Origin of the sequence: Micromonospora auratinigra, assembly GCF_900089595.1 — a bacterium.
Lineage (GTDB): Bacteria > Actinomycetota > Actinomycetes > Mycobacteriales > Micromonosporaceae > Micromonospora > Micromonospora auratinigra.
The window spans coordinates 5646686-5660743 of record NZ_LT594323.1 but is presented as its reverse complement, the minus strand read 5'-3'; the positions used below and the strand labels follow the sequence as shown (position 1 = coordinate 5660743).

Here is a 14058-nt window from a genome sequence, read left to right as displayed (position 1 = left end):
CCGCACCGAACGTCAGCACTCCGTTACGATCATGCGCGTCCCGGCGACTCCTCCCCTCGACGTCCGGAGCGCTCCCCCATGCCCAGGCACCAGGCCGTGCTCTTCGACTTCTTCGGCACCCTGACCCGCTGCGTCCAGCGCGGTGCCGCGCACCGGGCCACCGCCGACCTGCTCGGCTGCCCGCCCGCCACGCTCACCGAGGTGCTCGACCGCACCTACTACGAGCGGGCCACCGGCCGGCTGGGCGACGCGGAGGCGACCCTGCGCTGGGTCTGCCGGCAGGCCGGCGTACGCCCCTCCGACGCGGCGGTCCGCGCCGCCGTCGCCTCCCGCCACCGGGCGGTACGCGCCGACACCCGGCTGCGGGACGAGGCGGTGCCGCTGCTGGCCGCGCTGCGCCACCGGGGCGTACGCACCGGGCTGGTCAGCGACTGCACGCACGAGTTGCCGGCCTTCCTGCCCCAGCTGGCCGTCGCGCCGCTGCTCGACGTCCGGGTCTTCTCCGTGCAGGTCGGCTCCTGCAAGCCCGACCCGGCGCTCTACCTGGCCGCCTGCCACCGTCTCGGGCTGGCCCCGGCCGACTGCCTCTACGTCGGCGACGGCGGCAGCCAGGAGCTGACCGGCGCGGAGCGGGCCGGGCTGACGGCGGTCCGGCTGGCCGCGCCCGACCTGGCCGACCACATGGTCTTCAACGCCGACCGCTCCTGGCACGGCCCGGTCCTGACCTCGCTCGCCGAGGTCCTCGACCTGGTCGACCCGCTGCCTGCCGGGGTCGGTTGACCGGGGCCGCCGGGTTCAGCGGCGGCGGACCTTGTGCAGCCGGAACGGCTTGCGGGTGGCCCGCACCACCGGGGCCTCGCGGGGCGGCTCGGCCAGCGCGTCGGCCGGTAGGTCGGCACCGGCGACCTGCCGGCCGGCGGGGGCCAGCCGGTTGACCGCGCAGTCCGCGTCGGCCCAGCGGGCCACCAGTTCGGCGGCGGGGCCGGCGGCGTTGAGCCGCTTCGCGGCGACCAGCGGCGCGGCGGTCGCCCACTCCTCGGTGCCCGGGCGCAGCCGGGTCACCCGGGCCGGCCAGGTGACGATCCGGCCGCCGTGGTCGCCGCGCAGCGTCACCTCGGCGGCGTCCGCGTCGGCCAGGCCGGGGGCGGACTGCTCACCGGGCCCGCTGACCACCAGCAGCGCACCGTCGAGCGGCAGGCACCAGAGCGCGTACGCGGGGCCGCCGCCGACGCTCACCCACGCCACGGCCGCCTTCTTCACCGCCTCGTCGACCAGGGGTGTGGTGACCTGCTCACGCCCCTCGTCACTCACTCCGCCATCCTCTCGTACGGCATGGTCCGGACCGACCGCACCACCAGCCGTACGCTACCGCGACCGGGCGGCACCAGAACCCGCGCCGGCTACGAACTTGATGATGTCAACGACTCAGCTCCGGCCGATCCGTTCACGTCATCACGTTCGTAGCGGATCCGGACCGGGGCGAGCCAACCCGGCGAGGCACGCCGTCACCCCACGAACGGCGGGACGCTGATCTCGCCGCGGGCCACCGGCACCACCTCGCCGCTGACCGTGGCGCCGACGGCCACCCCGCCGGCGGCGGTCACCGTGCAGGTCAGCCAGGACGGACGGTGGATCTCGACGCCCTGGCGGACCGTGTACGCGGACCGGCCCTCGCCGGGCAGCAGGCCACTGGCGACCAGCCATACACCGAGCCCGAGCGCGGCCGAGCCGGTCGCCGGGTCCTCGGGCACACCGAGCCCCGGCACGAAGACCCGGGCGTGCGCGGTTTGCGAGTCGGCGTCCCAGGAGAAGACGCTGACGTGCTCCACCCCGTACCGCTCCGCCGTCGCCGCGTTCATCCGGGCGCGGGCCACCGCGTCCGGACGGACCGGCAGGTAGGGGAACTCCAGCCCGCAGCCGGCGACCCGGGGCGCCGGCCCGGCGCGGTCGGCGCCGCCGAGCCCGACCATCTCCAGCAGCGGCTCCGGGTCCAGCTCCGGCCCGAGGGTGGGGGTGCCGCCGGTGAGGGTGGCCCCGGTGGCCCGGACCTCGATCGGGAGGACCCCCGCGCCACACTCCTGGGTGACCCGGCCCACGTCGAAGAGCCCGCGCCGACCGGCCGTCACCGCCGCGCCCACACTGGGGTGCCCGGCGAACGGCAGCTCCGCCGCCGGGGTGAAGATCCGCGCCCGGTACGTCGCACCCACCTGGGTCGGCGGCAGCACGAACACCGTCTCGGAGAGGTTGAACTCCAGCGCGAGCGCCTGCATCTGCTCGGTCGCCAGCCCTTCCGCGCCGAACACCACGGCCAGCGGGTTGCCGGCGAACGGGCGGTCGGTGAAGACGTCCACGATCTCGTAGGCCAAGGTCGACATGTTGATAAACACTAGGCCCTTAGGCTGGTGCCCGTGAGCACGCCGAACCGGGTCTACATCGCTCGACTCGCCGGAGTCGCCGTCTTCGACCCGAACGGCGACCAGGTGGGCCGTGTCCGGGACGCGGTCGCCCGGATGCGGCCGACCCAGCGCCCGCCCGAGGTGGTGGGGCTGGTCGCCGAGATGCCGATGCGCCGGCGCATCTTCCTCTCCATCAACCGGATCACCTCGATCGACCCGGACGCGGTGGTGCTCGGCAGCGGCACCCTCAACCTGCGCCGGTTCGAGAAGCGCCCCAACGAGCTGCTGGTGCTCCAGGAACTGCTCGACCGACGGGTCCAGCTGGACACCGGGCAGGCCGGCTCGGTGGTCGACGTGGCGATGGAGTGCAACCGGGGCGGTGAGTGGTCGCTGAGCCGGGTCGCGGTCCGTGAGCAGACCAGCCGGCTCGCCCGCCGCGGCCACCTGCACCAGGTCGAGTGGGACCGGGTACGCGGCCTGGGTACCCTCGGCGAGTCCCGGGGCACGGCCAACCTGCTCGCCGTGCTTGAGGACATGCGCCCGGCGGACCTGGCCAACGCGTTGCAGGACCTGCCCGACGCCCGGCGCAACGAGGTGGCGGCGGCGCTCGACGACGAACGCCTCGCCGACGTGCTCAGCGAGCTCCCCGAGCACGACCAGGTGGAGATCCTGGCCGCGCTGGACCGGGAGCGGGCCGCCGACGTGCTGGAGGAGATGGACCCCGACGACGCCGCCGACCTGCTCAACGAGCTGCCCCCGCCGGAGCAGGACGTGCTGCTCGACCTGATGGAGCCGGACGAGGCGACCCCGGTACGCCAGTTGCTGCGCTACGCCTCCGGCACCGCCGGCAGCGTGATGACCTCGGAGCCGGTGATCCTGCCGCCGGACGCCACGGTGGCCGAGGCGCTGGCCCGGATCCGGGAGCCGCAGCTCTCCCCGGCGGTCGCCGCGCAGGTCTTCGTGACCCGCGCCCCGCTGACCACCCCGACCGGGCGCTACCTGGGCATGGTCCATTTTCAGCGGCTGCTCCGCGAGCCCCCGGCCGACCTGCTCGGCGGGATCGTGGTCAACGACATCGACCCGCTGCGGGCGGGCACCCCGCTGCCCGAGATCACTCGCCGGATGGCCACCTACGACATGGTCGCCATGCCGGTGGTGGACCGGAACAATCGGCTGGTCGGCGCGGTGACCGTGGACGACGTGCTGGACCACTCGCTGCCGCGCGACTGGCGGGACCGGGACGCCGTGGCGGCCCCGTCCGCCGCCGAGGAGCCGCCGGGCGGTGGCCGTGACTGAGCAGCGCCGGGGCGAACGGCTGGACCAGCCGCGCGCCCCCCGGGGCCTGCACCTGCCCCGGGTCGACGCGGAGACCTTCGGCCGGGTGGCCGAGGGCATCGCCCGGGGCATGGGTACGGCCAACTTCCTGGTCTACATGACCCTCTTCCTGACCGCCTGGTTCCTGTGGAACACGCTCGCCCCGGCGAACCTGCGGTTCGACCCGTACACCTTCACGTTCCTGACCCTGGTGCTCTCCCTCCAGGCCTCGTACGCGGCGCCGCTGATCCTGCTGGCGCAGAACCGGCAGGCCGACCGGGACCGGATCGCGCTGGAGGAGGACCGGCGGCGGGCCACCATGCAGAAGGCCGACACCGAGTACCTGGCCCGGGAGATCGCCGCGCTGCGCATCGCGATGGGCGAGGTGGCCACCCGGGACTTCCTCCGCTCGGAGCTGACCCGGCTGGCCGAGGAGCTGGACGAGGCGGCGGAGCGCCGGCGCAAGCTGGAACGCCGGCAGCAGGAACGGGACGTCCGGCGGCAGAACGGCCTGGAGCCGCTCGACGAGCCCCGCGACGACCTCGACGGCGACTACGTCCGGGACGGCCGCGGCGAGGGCTGACCCGGGGCCATCGATTCGCTCACACCGGCCCCCGCCAGCGGCGGTCACCGATGACCGCCGACGTAGCATGGCGGGCATGTCAGCACCTGTCAGCACCGTCTCCGACGCGATCCAGGCCGCCCTGGCCACCGTCAACGACCCGGAGATCCGCCGGCCGATCACCGAGCTGGGCATGGTCCGTTCCGCCGAGGTCGACGACGCCGGCGTGGTCCGGGTGGAGCTGCTGCTCACCGTGGCCGGCTGCCCGCTGAAGGACAAGCTGCGCTCCGACATCACCGCCGCCGTGGGCGCGGTGCCCGGGGTGTCCGGTGTCGAGATCGAGTTCGGCGTGATGAGCCCGGAGCAGCGGCAGGAGCTGCAGGCGAAGCTGCGCGGCGGCGGGGCCACCGCCGAGCCGGTGATCCCCTTCGCCCAGCCCGGCTCCCGCACCCGGGTGTACGCGGTGGCCAGCGGCAAGGGTGGCGTCGGCAAGTCCAGCGTCACGGTCAACCTGGCCGCCGCGCTGGCCTCCCGCGGCCTCTCGGTCGGCGTGGTGGACGCGGACATCTACGGCCACTCGGTGCCCCGGATGCTCGGCGCCGAGGGCGCGCCGACCCGGGTCGAGGACATGATCATGCCGCCGCAGTCGCACGGCGTGAAGGTGATCTCGATCGGCATGTTCACCCCCGGCAACGCGGCCGTGGTCTGGCGCGGGCCGATGCTGCACCGGGCGTTGCAGCAGTTCCTCGCCGACGTCTACTGGGGCGACCTGGACGTGCTCCTGCTCGACCTGCCCCCGGGCACCGGCGACATCGCGATCTCGGTGGCGCAGCTGCTGCCGAACGCCGAGATCCTGGTCGTCACCACCCCGCAGGCGGCCGCCGCCGAGGTGGCCGAGCGGGCCGGCGCGATCGCCCTGCAGACCCACCAGCGGGTGGTCGGCGTCATCGAGAACATGTCCTGGCTGGAGCTGCCGGACGGCTCCCGGATGGAGGTCTTCGGCGCGGGTGGCGGCGAGGCGGTCGCCGAGTCGCTGACCCGGACGATCGGCGCGCAGGTGCCGGTGCTGGGGCAGATCCCGCTGGACACCCGGGTCCGCGAGGGCGGCGACGCGGGCACCCCGATCGTGCTCACCCAGCCGGACGCCCCGGCCGCGAAGGCCCTCTTCCAGGTCGCCGACCGGCTGGCCGTACGTCGCGAGTCGCTGCTCGGCAAGCCGCTCGGCCTCAAGCCCGCCGGCCGCTGACCCGACGGCTTCCGTCCAAGATCCCCACTAATTCACGGAAAGAGTGGCCATTCCGCGCGGAATGGCCACTCTTTCCGTGAATTAGCGTCCGCTGACGACAGGTGGGAGTGGGTGGCTCAGGTGGCGTCGTCGTAGCTGGGGCGGGGGGCGGGGGCCGGGGTGGGGGCGCTGCCCGTGGCGGTCGCCGGACGGGTGCCGTTGGCCCGCAGGTCGGCGGCCCTGGCCACGTCCTTGAGGTCGTCGTGCACGCCGGAGACGTCCGTGCGGATGTTGTCGTACATGCTCTGCAGCGGCTTCCGGATGGCCTGCTCGTCCTCCTCGGTGAGCAGGTGCTTCCGGATGAACGCCTTCGGGTGCAGGTCCTCCAACTGGATGTCGGTGCCCAGCTCGCGACTCAGGTCGCCGGTGGCGTTGCGGGCCATCGCGCGCAGGTTGCGGACCATCCGGAGACCGTCGCTGATCACGGTGGGCAGCCGGTCCCCGAAGATCAGCAGCGCCAGGAGCAGCAGCGCACCGATCTCCCACCAGTTCAGGTTGTCGAGCACTCCGGCCTCCTCGTCCGTGTCAGGCCCAGACTACGCACGTCCGGGGCCGGTCCGGGAGGGGGTGACGGCCGCTCACTTCGCGTCTGCGGCGAGCGTCACCGAGGCGCTCTGCCGGGCCGACCCGCGCCGGTACTCGACCGTCACCACTGAGCCGGGTGCGTACTTGCGGACCAGGGCGACCAGATCGGTGGGCTCGGTCATCGGATGGCCGTTCAGCTTCAGCACCACGTCCCCGGCCTTGAGCCCGGCCGCCGCCGCCGGCCCGGCCGGCTCCACGGTGTTGAGGCGTACGCCGGTGCCGCTGGCCGCGCCGGTGCCGGCCACCTGCGCGCCGATCACCGTACGCCGGGCCTTGCCGGTGCCGATGATGTCCTGCGTGACGCGTTTCGCCTGGTTGATCGGGATGGCGAAGGCGAGCCCGATGTTCCCCGCCTCCTGCCCGTCGGCGACCAGCGACTTGATCGTCGAGTTCACCCCGACCACCCGCCCGGCGCCGTCGACCAGCGGACCGCCGGAGTTGCCGTGGTTGACCGCCGCGTCGGTCTGGATCGCCGCGTAGTAGCGGGTCGGGCCGCCCGGCTCGCCGGCCTGCATGGTCCGGTCCAGGGCGCTGACGATGCCGGCGGTGACCGTGTTGGCGAGCGAGAGCGGGGAGCCCACGGCGAGGACCGGGTCGCCGACGGCGAGGGCGTCGGAGTCACCGAACTCCACCGGCTTCAACCCGGTGCGCGCCACCTTGATCACCGCGAGGTCGGACTCCGGGTCCTGTCCCACCACCGTCCCGGGCGCGGTGCTGCCGTCGTTGAAGATCACCGTGGCCTTGCCGGGGCCACCGGCGACCACGTGGTCGTTGGTGACGATGTGCCCGTCGGCGCTGACCACGAAGCCGGAACCCTCGCTGGTGCCGCCGAGGCTGTAGACCCGCACGGTGACCACGCTGGGCAGGACCTTCTCGGCGACGCCGGCCAGTGACTCCGGCTTGCGCTGGGCGAGCGCCGGGGCCTGCGCGGACTGCGCGCCCAGGGTGGGCACCGGGTTCCCGCCGCGCAGGAAGGCGTAGGTCAGGGCGCTGCCGAGCGAGCCGGCGAGCAGCGCGGTGACCAGTGAGATCAGCACCACCTGCCGCAGCCCTGGCCGGCGGGGGGCGTCCGGGTCGACGACCGGCTCCGGCTCGCCCACCCCGTCCGTCGGCGCGGCCGGTACGACCACCGCGGCGGGCGCGTACGGGTCCCGCCAGGGGTCGGCCAGCGCGTCGGACCACCAGGGCGAGCTGCCGCCCCCGGCACCCTGCGGCGGGCCGCCGGGTGCCGGCTGTGCCGCCGGTGCCGGTGTCCCGCCGGGCCGGCGCCAGTCCCAGCCGTCGGTCACGTCGGTGCCTCCCACTTCCGTCCCGCGGTGTCCCGTGCCGGATGCCGGTGGAGTCGGTCTTCCGCGACACCGGGACTCCGTCCAGGATTGCACGGATGCCACGCGTGCAGTCAGGGGTTGCCGGCGGTGATCGTCGGCGACGGAGACTCGCGGCTGCGCGTGTCGCGGCCCGCCTCTAGGCTCACAGTGCCAACCGACCCCTCGCACCACTCCCGCCGCCCGGAGGTGTCCCATCGCCACGGTCGCCAGTTCCGGCAACTCGATGGCCCAGGCGCTCCAGTTCGCCGAGTCGTACGTCACCGAGGACCTCGTCCTGCGCACGGCCCGCAGCCTCGCCCGCGAGGTCGGCGTGGACGCCGTCACCCCCGGGGCCGGGGCGGCGCTGCGCCTGCTCGCGGCCGCCGGCAACGCCCGGGCGGTGGTGGAGATCGGCACCGGCACCGGGGTCAGCGGCGTCTGGCTGCTGCGGGGCATGCGGCCCGACGGGGTGCTCACCACCATGGACGTGGAGGTGGAGCACCAGCGGATCGCCCGACGGATCTTCCTGGAGGCGGGCTTCCCGTCGGGGCGTACCCGGATCATCACCGGCCGGGCCCTCGACGTGCTGCCGCGGCTCGCGGACGGCGCCTACGACCTGGTCTTCGTCGACGCCGAGGCGGCCGGCGTCACCGCCTGCGTGGACGCCGCGCTGCGGCTGCTGCGACCGGGCGGCGTGCTCGCGCTCAACGGCGCCCTGGCCGGCGGCCGGATCGGTGACCCGGCCGCGCGGGACAGGGAGACGGTCACCGTCCGCGAGACGATCAAGGCGGTCCGGGAGTCCGAGCACTGGGTGCCCGCGCTGCTGCCGGTCGGGCACGGTCTGCTCGCCGCCGTGAAGGCCTGACCCCGCACCCCTGCCGGGTGCGGGGCCGGCCCGCGCGGTCAGCCCAGCGTCGCCAGCCAGCGCAGCAGCCCGCGTACGCCCCAGCCGGTCGCGCCCTTGGTCAGTTCGGCGTGCGCGTCCTCCGACCAGGAGGGGGCGGACATGTCGATGTGCACCCAGCGGTCGCGCAGCTCGCCGGTGAACTCCCGCAGGAACAGCGCGGCGGTGATCGACTTGGCCGGCTCCGGGGAGCTGTGCAGGTCGGCCAACTCGCTGCCCAGGTACTCGACGTAGTCGGCGGGCAGCGGCATCCGCCAGGCCCGCTCGCCGGCCGCCTCGATCGCCGCCAGCAGGTCGGCCGCGAGCCGGTCGTTGTCGCTGTAGAGGGCACCGTGCCGCTTGCCCAGCGCCACCGCGTTCGCCCCGGTCAGGGTGGCCAGGTCGACCAGCAGGTCGGGCTTCAGCTCCCGGGCCGCGTACGCCATCGCGTCGGCGAGCACCAGCCGGCCCTCGGCGTCGGAGTTGGTGCTCTCGCTGGTCAGGCCGCCGTAGTGGCGGATGATGTCGCCGGGGCGGAACGCCGAGCCGCTGACCATGTTCTCGGCGAGCGGCGCCAACGTGGTGATCCGGACCGGCAGCCGCAGCGCGGCGGCGCCCAGCGTCGCGGCGACCACGGCGGCCGCGCCCGCCATGTCCTTGCGCATCAGCGTCATCGCGGCGACCGGCTTGATGGAGATGCCGCCGGTGTCGAAGGTGATGCCCTTGCCGACGAGCACCACGTGGGTGCGGGCGTCGGCCGGCCGCCAGTCGAGTTCGAGCAGGCGCGGCCCGCTGGCGGAGCCGCCGCCGACGGCGAGCAGGCCGCCGAAGCCCTCGGCCGCCAGCTCCTCGGGCCCACGGACCCGCACGTGCAGGTCGGGGCGGCCGGCGGCGGCCTCCTCGACCTGGGCGACGAACCAGGCCGGGTTCTTCGTCGAGGAGGGGGTGTTGGTGAGGTCCCGGGCCAGCCGGGTCATCCCGGCGGTGGTCCGGGCCGTGTCCAGGGCCGGGGCCAAAGCGTCCGGGTCGGACACCAGGAGGTCCACCTCGGCCAGGGCGGGCGCCGGACCGGCCTCGGTCAGCCGGTACCGGTACGAGCCGAGCAGCAGTCCCTCGGCCAGTCCGCGCACGGCCGCCGGGTCGGCGGGGAGCGCGATCGTGATCTGCGTCTCATCCTTCGCGGCGCGGGCCAGGGCGGCCCCCGCGCTGCGCCAGGCCGGCTCGTCGCCCGCGCCGACCCCGAGCAGCACCAGCCGGGCCGGCGTACCGCCCGGACGCAGCTGCTCCCGCACCTCACCGGCCTCGCCGGTCAGCCGGGCGACCGGGAGCAGCGCGGTCGCCTCGGCACGCAGCCCGTCGGCGGGCGCGACGTCGGTGGGGACCAGTTCGGCCGACGCGTCCGGCCCGGGCGGACGTACGGGCAGGACGAGGGTGTCGGGCCGCTCGGGCCCGCCCACCAGACGGATGGCCAGCACGCTGGACCGCACCTCCGAATAGTTCTCGAAGCAGGGCAATTCGCCACTGCCACGGGCAGTGAAGACCCTGAGCCACCGGCAGTGCCGGTGGCTCAGGGATGGACGAACCGTACGCGCGACAGCCGCCGCGCGGACCGTTCCTCGATCAGCCGGCGGCCGCCTTCAGCGCGTCACCCAGCGCGGTGGCCTCGTCGGGAGTCATCTCGACGACGAGCCGGCCACCACCCTCCAGCGGGACCCGCATGACGATGCCCCGGCCCTCCTTGGTGACCTCCAGCGGACCGTCGCCCGTCCGCGGCTTCATCGCCGCCATGTTGTCTCCCCTCAGACCTACACCAGGGTCGGTGGGTTGCCCCACAGCCACTTCGCCACGACCACCCGCAAACAGCACGGAGGTCTTCACCAACGATTTTCCCTGATGAACACCGCCGGACCCAAACCGAAGCAGCATTGATGTAACAGCATCTAGCTTATCTTGGATAGGCCTGTCACAATGTGCGGTCATGCAGGCACGGTCGGCACTCTTCGACCTGTACGGCGACCACCTCCGGGCCCGAGGTGGACGCGCACCGGTCGCCGCCCTGGTCAAGCTCCTGGCACCACTCGGGATCGCGCCTCCGGCGGTGCGTACCGCCGTCTCCCGGATGGTCCGCCAGGGCTGGCTCGAACCCCTCCGGCTCGTCTCCGGGCCGGGGTATTCGATCACACCCAAGGCCGCCCGGCGACTCGACGAGGCGGCCGCCCGGATCTACCGCACCGGCCGGCACAGCTGGGACGGGCGCTTCGATCTGCTGGTGCTGGAGACCCCCGCCTCCCGACGGGACCGGCAACGGCTCGCCGCCAACCTGACCTTCCTCGGCTACGGCACGCTCGACGACTGCACCTGGGTGGCCACCCGCCCCGGCGAGGACGTCGACGTCCTGCTCGACGAAGCGGGCGTGCACTACGAGCGGTTCACCGCCGCGCACCACGCCGGCACCCCCGGCGCGATGGGCGTGGTCCGCCGCGCCTGGGACCTGGCCGAGATCGGCCGGGCGTACGAGCGCTTCGTCGCCGAGCAGAAGCCGCTGCTCTCCGGCGTCACCGTACGCAGCAGCGACGAGGAGGCGTACGCGGCCCGGTTCGCGCTGGTGCACGCGTGGCGTACCTTCCTCTTCCGGGACCCGCAGCTGCCCCCGGCGCTGCTGCCCGAGCGCTGGCCGGGCACCAGCGCGGCCAGTTTCTTCGACCGGCACGCGGCCCGGCTCCGGCCGGCCGCCGACCGGTACGTCGAGCAGTGCCTCGACGCCAGCAACCGCCTCGTCCGACAGAAGGGTCGTTAGACACCGTGACCGAGCCGCTGCTCGTCGACCGCACCGACGCCGTCGTCACCCTGACGCTGAACCGCCCGACGGCGATGAACTCGCTCGACGTGGCGCTCAAGGAGGCGCTCCGGGACACCCTGGCCGAGCTGGAGAGCGACCGGTCCTGCCGGGCGGTCGTGCTGGCCGGCGCGGGTGGCTCGTTCAGCGCCGGGCAGGACCTGCGGGAGCACGTGCAGACCCTCCAGGCGGCCGGCGGCGACCCGCTGCACACCGTCTCGGCCCACTACAACCCGATCGCCGCCCGGCTGGCCAACCTGCCCAAGCCGGTCGTCGCCGCGGTCCGCGGCATGGCCGCCGGGGCGGGCGCGTCGCTGGCGTTCCTCGCCGACTTCCGGATCGGCGGCCCGAGGACGAAGTTCCTGATGGCCTTCGCCGGCGTCGGCCTCGCCGCCGACACCGGGGCCTCCTGGACGCTGCCCCGGCTGGTGGGCCACGCCAAGGCCGTCGAGCTGCTGATGCTCGCCGAGCCGGTGGGCGCCGAGGAGGCCGCCCGGCTGGGGCTGCTCACCCGGCTGGTGGCCGACGACGAGCAGGTGCTGCCGGCCGCGCAGGAGCTGGCCGCCCGGCTCGCCGCCGGCCCCACGGTCGCGTACGGGGCGATCAAGCGGCAGCTCTCCATCGCCGACGCCGGCACCCTGGCCGACGCCCTCGCCGCCGAGGCCCAGGCCCAGTCCATCTGCGGCGGCACCACCGACCACAAGGCCGCCACGATGGCCTTCGTCAACAAGCAGAAGCCGGTCTTCGAGGGCCGCTGAGGGGTCAGCGGGCCACGTAGCCGCCGTCGATGGGGATGGTGTGGCCGGTGATCCAGGCGGCGTCGTCGGAGGCCAGGAAGGCCACCACGCCGGCCACGTCGTCCGGGGTCGGGATGCCGGGCTTGGGGTTGAAACTCTCCATCTGGGCCCGCATCTGCGCCGGATCCGGCGCGCTGTCGATGAAGTGCTCCACCAGCGGGGTCATCACCACCGTCGGGGCGACCGCGTTGACCCGGACGTTGCGCGCCGCGTACTCGACCGCCGCCGACCGGGTCAGGCCTACGATGCCGGCCTTGGTGAAGGTGTACGGGGAGATGTTCTCCTGGGCCGCCAGCGCGGTCGTCGACGAGGTGTTCACCACCGCGCCCCCGCCGCCCTGCAGCAGCGCCCGGATGCCGTAGCGGAGGACGAAGAAGACCCCGTCACCGTTGATCCGGCGGACCTTCTCCCAGTTCTCCACGTCCATCTCGTGCAGGGGTTGCTGCCGACCGTCGATCCCGGCGTTGTTGAAGATCACGTCGAGCCGGCCGTACCGCTGCATCGCGTCGGCGATCGCCTGCTCGACGGAGGCGGCCTCACCGGTGTCCACGGTCACCGCGTACCCGTCGGGCAGGCTCGTGGCCACCTGCTCGGCGCCCTCGGTGTTGATGTCGGCGACGACCACCCGGGCGCCCTCGGCGGCGAACCGGCGGGCCGCCGCCGCGCCCAGCCCGGACGCCCCGCCGGTGATGAACACGACCTTGTCCTGGAAGCGCATGCGACCCCCCTCGCGGCGCGGCCGGCCGGACCGGCCCTCCCCGGCACGGTAACCGGGGCGACGCGGGTCAGTCGTCCTCTTCCGGATCCTGGTTCGCCTCGGCGCCCAGCACGAACGCCTGCATGGCCAGCTCGTCACCCGAGGGCGAGACGAAGGCCGGCAGCTCCCGGGGGCCCAACTCCTGCACGTACGACCAGAAGAGGCGGACCGCCTCGGCCGGCGACGCCGCCTCGATCGGCAGGTCGAGGCTGACCAGCCAGGACCGGCGGGCGGGCGGCGGACCCAGCCGGGCCGCCAGCTCGCGCCAGAGCGCCGGGTCCAGCCCGGTCACCGGCCCGTCGAGGGTCAGGCCGTCGACCGGCGCCGGCTCGTCGAGCACCCACCGGGTGTACGTCACCACGAGCGCCCCGGGTCCGGCCGCGGACTGCGGGTCGTCCGGGTCCTCCCGGGTCTCGCCGGTGGCCGCCGCCACCCGGCCCAGGGCGACCAGCCGGAGCGGCCCGTCCACCAGCACCGCGACCGGGTCACCGGGGCGGGGCCGGGCGACGCCGTCCGGCCCGGTCAGCTCCAGCGTGTCGTGGTGGACCAGCCGCTCGGCCTGGTAACGCTCGGCGGGCAGCAGCACCGCCCAGGCGCCGGGCGGGGCGCTCGTCCCGCTGGTCCGCAGCTCGGTGTCGGTCATGAGGCAATCCCATCACGTCGGGCGGGCGGTGGTGCCGGCGCACCGGCGCACGCGCCGTCCGGGTCACGCCCCGGCCGGGCCCCGGGTCACGTGGCAGCCGGCGAGGTGGTCGTCGACCATGCCGGTGGCCTGCATCAGCGCGTACGCGGTGGTCGGGCCGACGAAGCGGAAGCCGCGCTTCTTGAGCGCCTTGGCCATCGCGGTGGACTCGGCGGTGATCGCCGGGACCTCCGCGAACGACCCGGGTCGGGCCGCCCGGGCCGGTGGCGCGTACGACCAGAGCAGCGCGGAGAGGCCGTCGGGCAGCTCCAGGGCGGCCCGGGCGTTGGCGATCGCCGCCTCGACCTTGGCCCGGTTGCGGACGATCCCGACGTCGGCCAGCAGCCTGGCCACGTCGGCCTCGCCGTAGCCGGCGACCCGTTCGATGCGGAACCCGTCGAAGGCGCGCCGGAACGCGGGCCGCTTGCGCAGGATGGTCAGCCAGGACAGCCCGGACTGGAACGCCTCCAGGGTCAACCGCTCGTAGAGCGCGTCGTCGCCGCGCAGCGGCCGGCCCCATTCCTCGTCGTGGTAGGCGGCGTAGTCCGGGGTGCTCGCCCCCCAGGCGCAGCGGGGCAGCCCGTCGGCGCCGGTCACCAGGTCAGTCACGGCCTACACGGTAGGGCAGCCCTCCGACAGGCGGTCGGCCCCGGG

The 14058-nt window shown here is 74.3% G+C and carries 16 protein-coding genes; 7 read left to right on the top strand and 9 right to left on the bottom strand.

The window, feature by feature from the left end; genetic code table 11:
* Positions 1-78 precede the first annotated feature (78 nt).
* Positions 79-780 (top strand): HAD family hydrolase, encoded by a 702-nt coding sequence (locus GA0070611_RS25775; RefSeq protein ID WP_091669615.1) that lies wholly within the window; start codon positions 79-81, stop codon positions 778-780.
* A gap of 15 nt (positions 781-795) precedes the next feature.
* Here the strand turns inward: GA0070611_RS25775 and GA0070611_RS25770 are convergent, their stop codons facing one another.
* Both GA0070611_RS25770 and GA0070611_RS25765 read right to left on the bottom strand, forming a co-directional pair.
* Entirely contained in the window at positions 796-1311 is a 516-nt protein-coding gene (locus GA0070611_RS25770) for a hypothetical protein (protein ID WP_091669612.1), read from the bottom strand.
* Positions 1312-1505: 194 nt separating this feature from the next.
* Positions 1506-2375, bottom strand: coding sequence for a PhzF family phenazine biosynthesis protein (locus tag GA0070611_RS25765; RefSeq protein ID WP_091669609.1), 870 nt, complete (start codon positions 2373-2375; stop codon positions 1506-1508).
* A 33-nt stretch (positions 2376-2408) separates the two neighbouring features.
* Between GA0070611_RS25765 and GA0070611_RS25760 the strand changes: the two genes are divergently transcribed.
* The 3 genes from GA0070611_RS25760 (at position 2409) to GA0070611_RS25750 (ending at position 5518) form a co-directional block, all read left to right on the top strand.
* Positions 2409-3692, top strand: coding sequence for a magnesium transporter MgtE N-terminal domain-containing protein (locus tag GA0070611_RS25760; RefSeq protein WP_091669605.1), 1284 nt, complete (start codon positions 2409-2411; stop codon positions 3690-3692).
* On the top strand, positions 3685-4293 hold the full coding sequence (locus tag GA0070611_RS25755; RefSeq protein ID WP_091673443.1) for a DUF1003 domain-containing protein: 609 nt from the start codon (positions 3685-3687) through the stop codon (positions 4291-4293). Before GA0070611_RS25760 ends, GA0070611_RS25755 begins: the two co-directional genes overlap by 8 nt.
* 76 nt (positions 4294-4369) lie before the next feature.
* The gene (locus GA0070611_RS25750; protein WP_091673440.1) at positions 4370-5518 is read left to right on the top strand and encodes an Mrp/NBP35 family ATP-binding protein; all 1149 of its coding nucleotides are present in this window, start codon (positions 4370-4372) and stop codon (positions 5516-5518) included.
* 116 nt (positions 5519-5634) lie between these two features.
* Here GA0070611_RS25750 and GA0070611_RS25745 read toward each other — a convergent pair whose 3' ends face one another.
* Complete coding sequence (locus GA0070611_RS25745; protein ID WP_091669601.1) at positions 5635-6063, bottom strand: Sec-independent protein translocase family protein; 429 nt, start codon at positions 6061-6063, stop codon at positions 5635-5637.
* 72 nt (positions 6064-6135) lie between these two features.
* Positions 6136-7446 (bottom strand): S1C family serine protease, encoded by a 1311-nt coding sequence (locus tag GA0070611_RS25740; RefSeq protein ID WP_197675798.1) that lies wholly within the window; start codon positions 7444-7446, stop codon positions 6136-6138.
* A gap of 247 nt (positions 7447-7693) precedes the next feature.
* Here GA0070611_RS25740 and GA0070611_RS25735 point away from each other — a divergent pair, with 247 nt between their 5' ends.
* Positions 7694-8314, top strand: coding sequence for an O-methyltransferase (locus GA0070611_RS25735; protein WP_091669596.1), 621 nt, complete (start codon positions 7694-7696; stop codon positions 8312-8314).
* Positions 8315-8352: 38 nt separating this feature from the next.
* Here GA0070611_RS25735 and GA0070611_RS25730 read toward each other — a convergent pair whose 3' ends face one another.
* Positions 8353-9807 carry a leucyl aminopeptidase family protein gene (locus tag GA0070611_RS25730; protein ID WP_091673435.1) on the bottom strand — a complete coding sequence of 485 codons (1455 nt, stop codon included), beginning with the start codon at positions 9805-9807 and terminating at the stop codon, positions 8353-8355.
* Between the two features lie 145 nt (positions 9808-9952).
* On the bottom strand, positions 9953-10120 hold the full coding sequence (locus GA0070611_RS25725; RefSeq protein WP_013283866.1) for a DUF3117 domain-containing protein: 168 nt from the start codon (positions 10118-10120) through the stop codon (positions 9953-9955).
* A gap of 190 nt (positions 10121-10310) precedes the next feature.
* Between GA0070611_RS25725 and GA0070611_RS25720 the strand changes: the two genes are divergently transcribed.
* Together GA0070611_RS25720 and GA0070611_RS25715 are read left to right on the top strand one after the other, a co-directional pair.
* The gene (locus tag GA0070611_RS25720) at positions 10311-11129 is read left to right on the top strand and encodes a PaaX family transcriptional regulator (protein WP_091669594.1); all 819 of its coding nucleotides are present in this window, start codon (positions 10311-10313) and stop codon (positions 11127-11129) included.
* Positions 11130-11134: 5 nt separating this feature from the next.
* Complete coding sequence (locus GA0070611_RS25715; RefSeq protein ID WP_091669591.1) at positions 11135-11926, top strand: enoyl-CoA hydratase/isomerase family protein; 792 nt, start codon at positions 11135-11137, stop codon at positions 11924-11926.
* 4 nt (positions 11927-11930) lie between these two features.
* Here GA0070611_RS25715 and GA0070611_RS25710 read toward each other — a convergent pair whose 3' ends face one another.
* The 3 genes from GA0070611_RS25710 to GA0070611_RS25700 all read right to left on the bottom strand — a co-directional run bounded on the left by GA0070611_RS25710 (position 11931) and on the right by GA0070611_RS25700 (position 14013).
* A complete protein-coding gene (locus GA0070611_RS25710; RefSeq protein WP_091669588.1) occupies positions 11931-12683 on the bottom strand; it encodes an SDR family NAD(P)-dependent oxidoreductase in 753 nt (250 codons plus the stop codon).
* Between the two features lie 67 nt (positions 12684-12750).
* Positions 12751-13365 carry a hypothetical protein gene (locus tag GA0070611_RS25705; RefSeq protein ID WP_091669585.1) on the bottom strand — a complete coding sequence of 205 codons (615 nt, stop codon included), beginning with the start codon at positions 13363-13365 and terminating at the stop codon, positions 12751-12753.
* 63 nt (positions 13366-13428) lie between these two features.
* A complete protein-coding gene (locus GA0070611_RS25700) occupies positions 13429-14013 on the bottom strand; it encodes a DNA-3-methyladenine glycosylase I (RefSeq protein WP_091669582.1) in 585 nt (194 codons plus the stop codon).
* Between the last annotated feature and the right edge of the window lie 45 nt (positions 14014-14058).

Excerpts from the sequence above, each read along its gene's own strand:
- GA0070611_RS25750 (WP_091673440.1), top strand. The coding sequence starts at position 4,370 with ATGTCAGCACCTGTCAGCACCGTCTCCGACGCGATCCAGGCCGCCCTG.
- GA0070611_RS25720 (WP_091669594.1), top strand. The coding sequence starts at position 10,311 with ATGCAGGCACGGTCGGCACTCTTCGACCTGTACGGCGACCACCTCCGG.
- GA0070611_RS25710 (WP_091669588.1), bottom strand. The coding sequence starts at position 12,683 with ATGCGCTTCCAGGACAAGGTCGTGTTCATCACCGGCGGGGCGTCCGGG.
- GA0070611_RS25705 (WP_091669585.1), bottom strand. The coding sequence starts at position 13,365 with ATGACCGACACCGAGCTGCGGACCAGCGGGACGAGCGCCCCGCCCGGC.
- GA0070611_RS25725 (WP_013283866.1), bottom strand. The coding sequence starts at position 10,120 with ATGGCGGCGATGAAGCCGCGGACGGGCGACGGTCCGCTGGAGGTCACC.
- GA0070611_RS25775 (WP_091669615.1), top strand. The coding sequence starts at position 79 with ATGCCCAGGCACCAGGCCGTGCTCTTCGACTTCTTCGGCACCCTGACC.
- GA0070611_RS25735 (WP_091669596.1), top strand. The coding sequence starts at position 7,694 with ATGGCCCAGGCGCTCCAGTTCGCCGAGTCGTACGTCACCGAGGACCTC.
- GA0070611_RS25765 (WP_091669609.1), bottom strand. The coding sequence starts at position 2,375 with ATGTCGACCTTGGCCTACGAGATCGTGGACGTCTTCACCGACCGCCCG.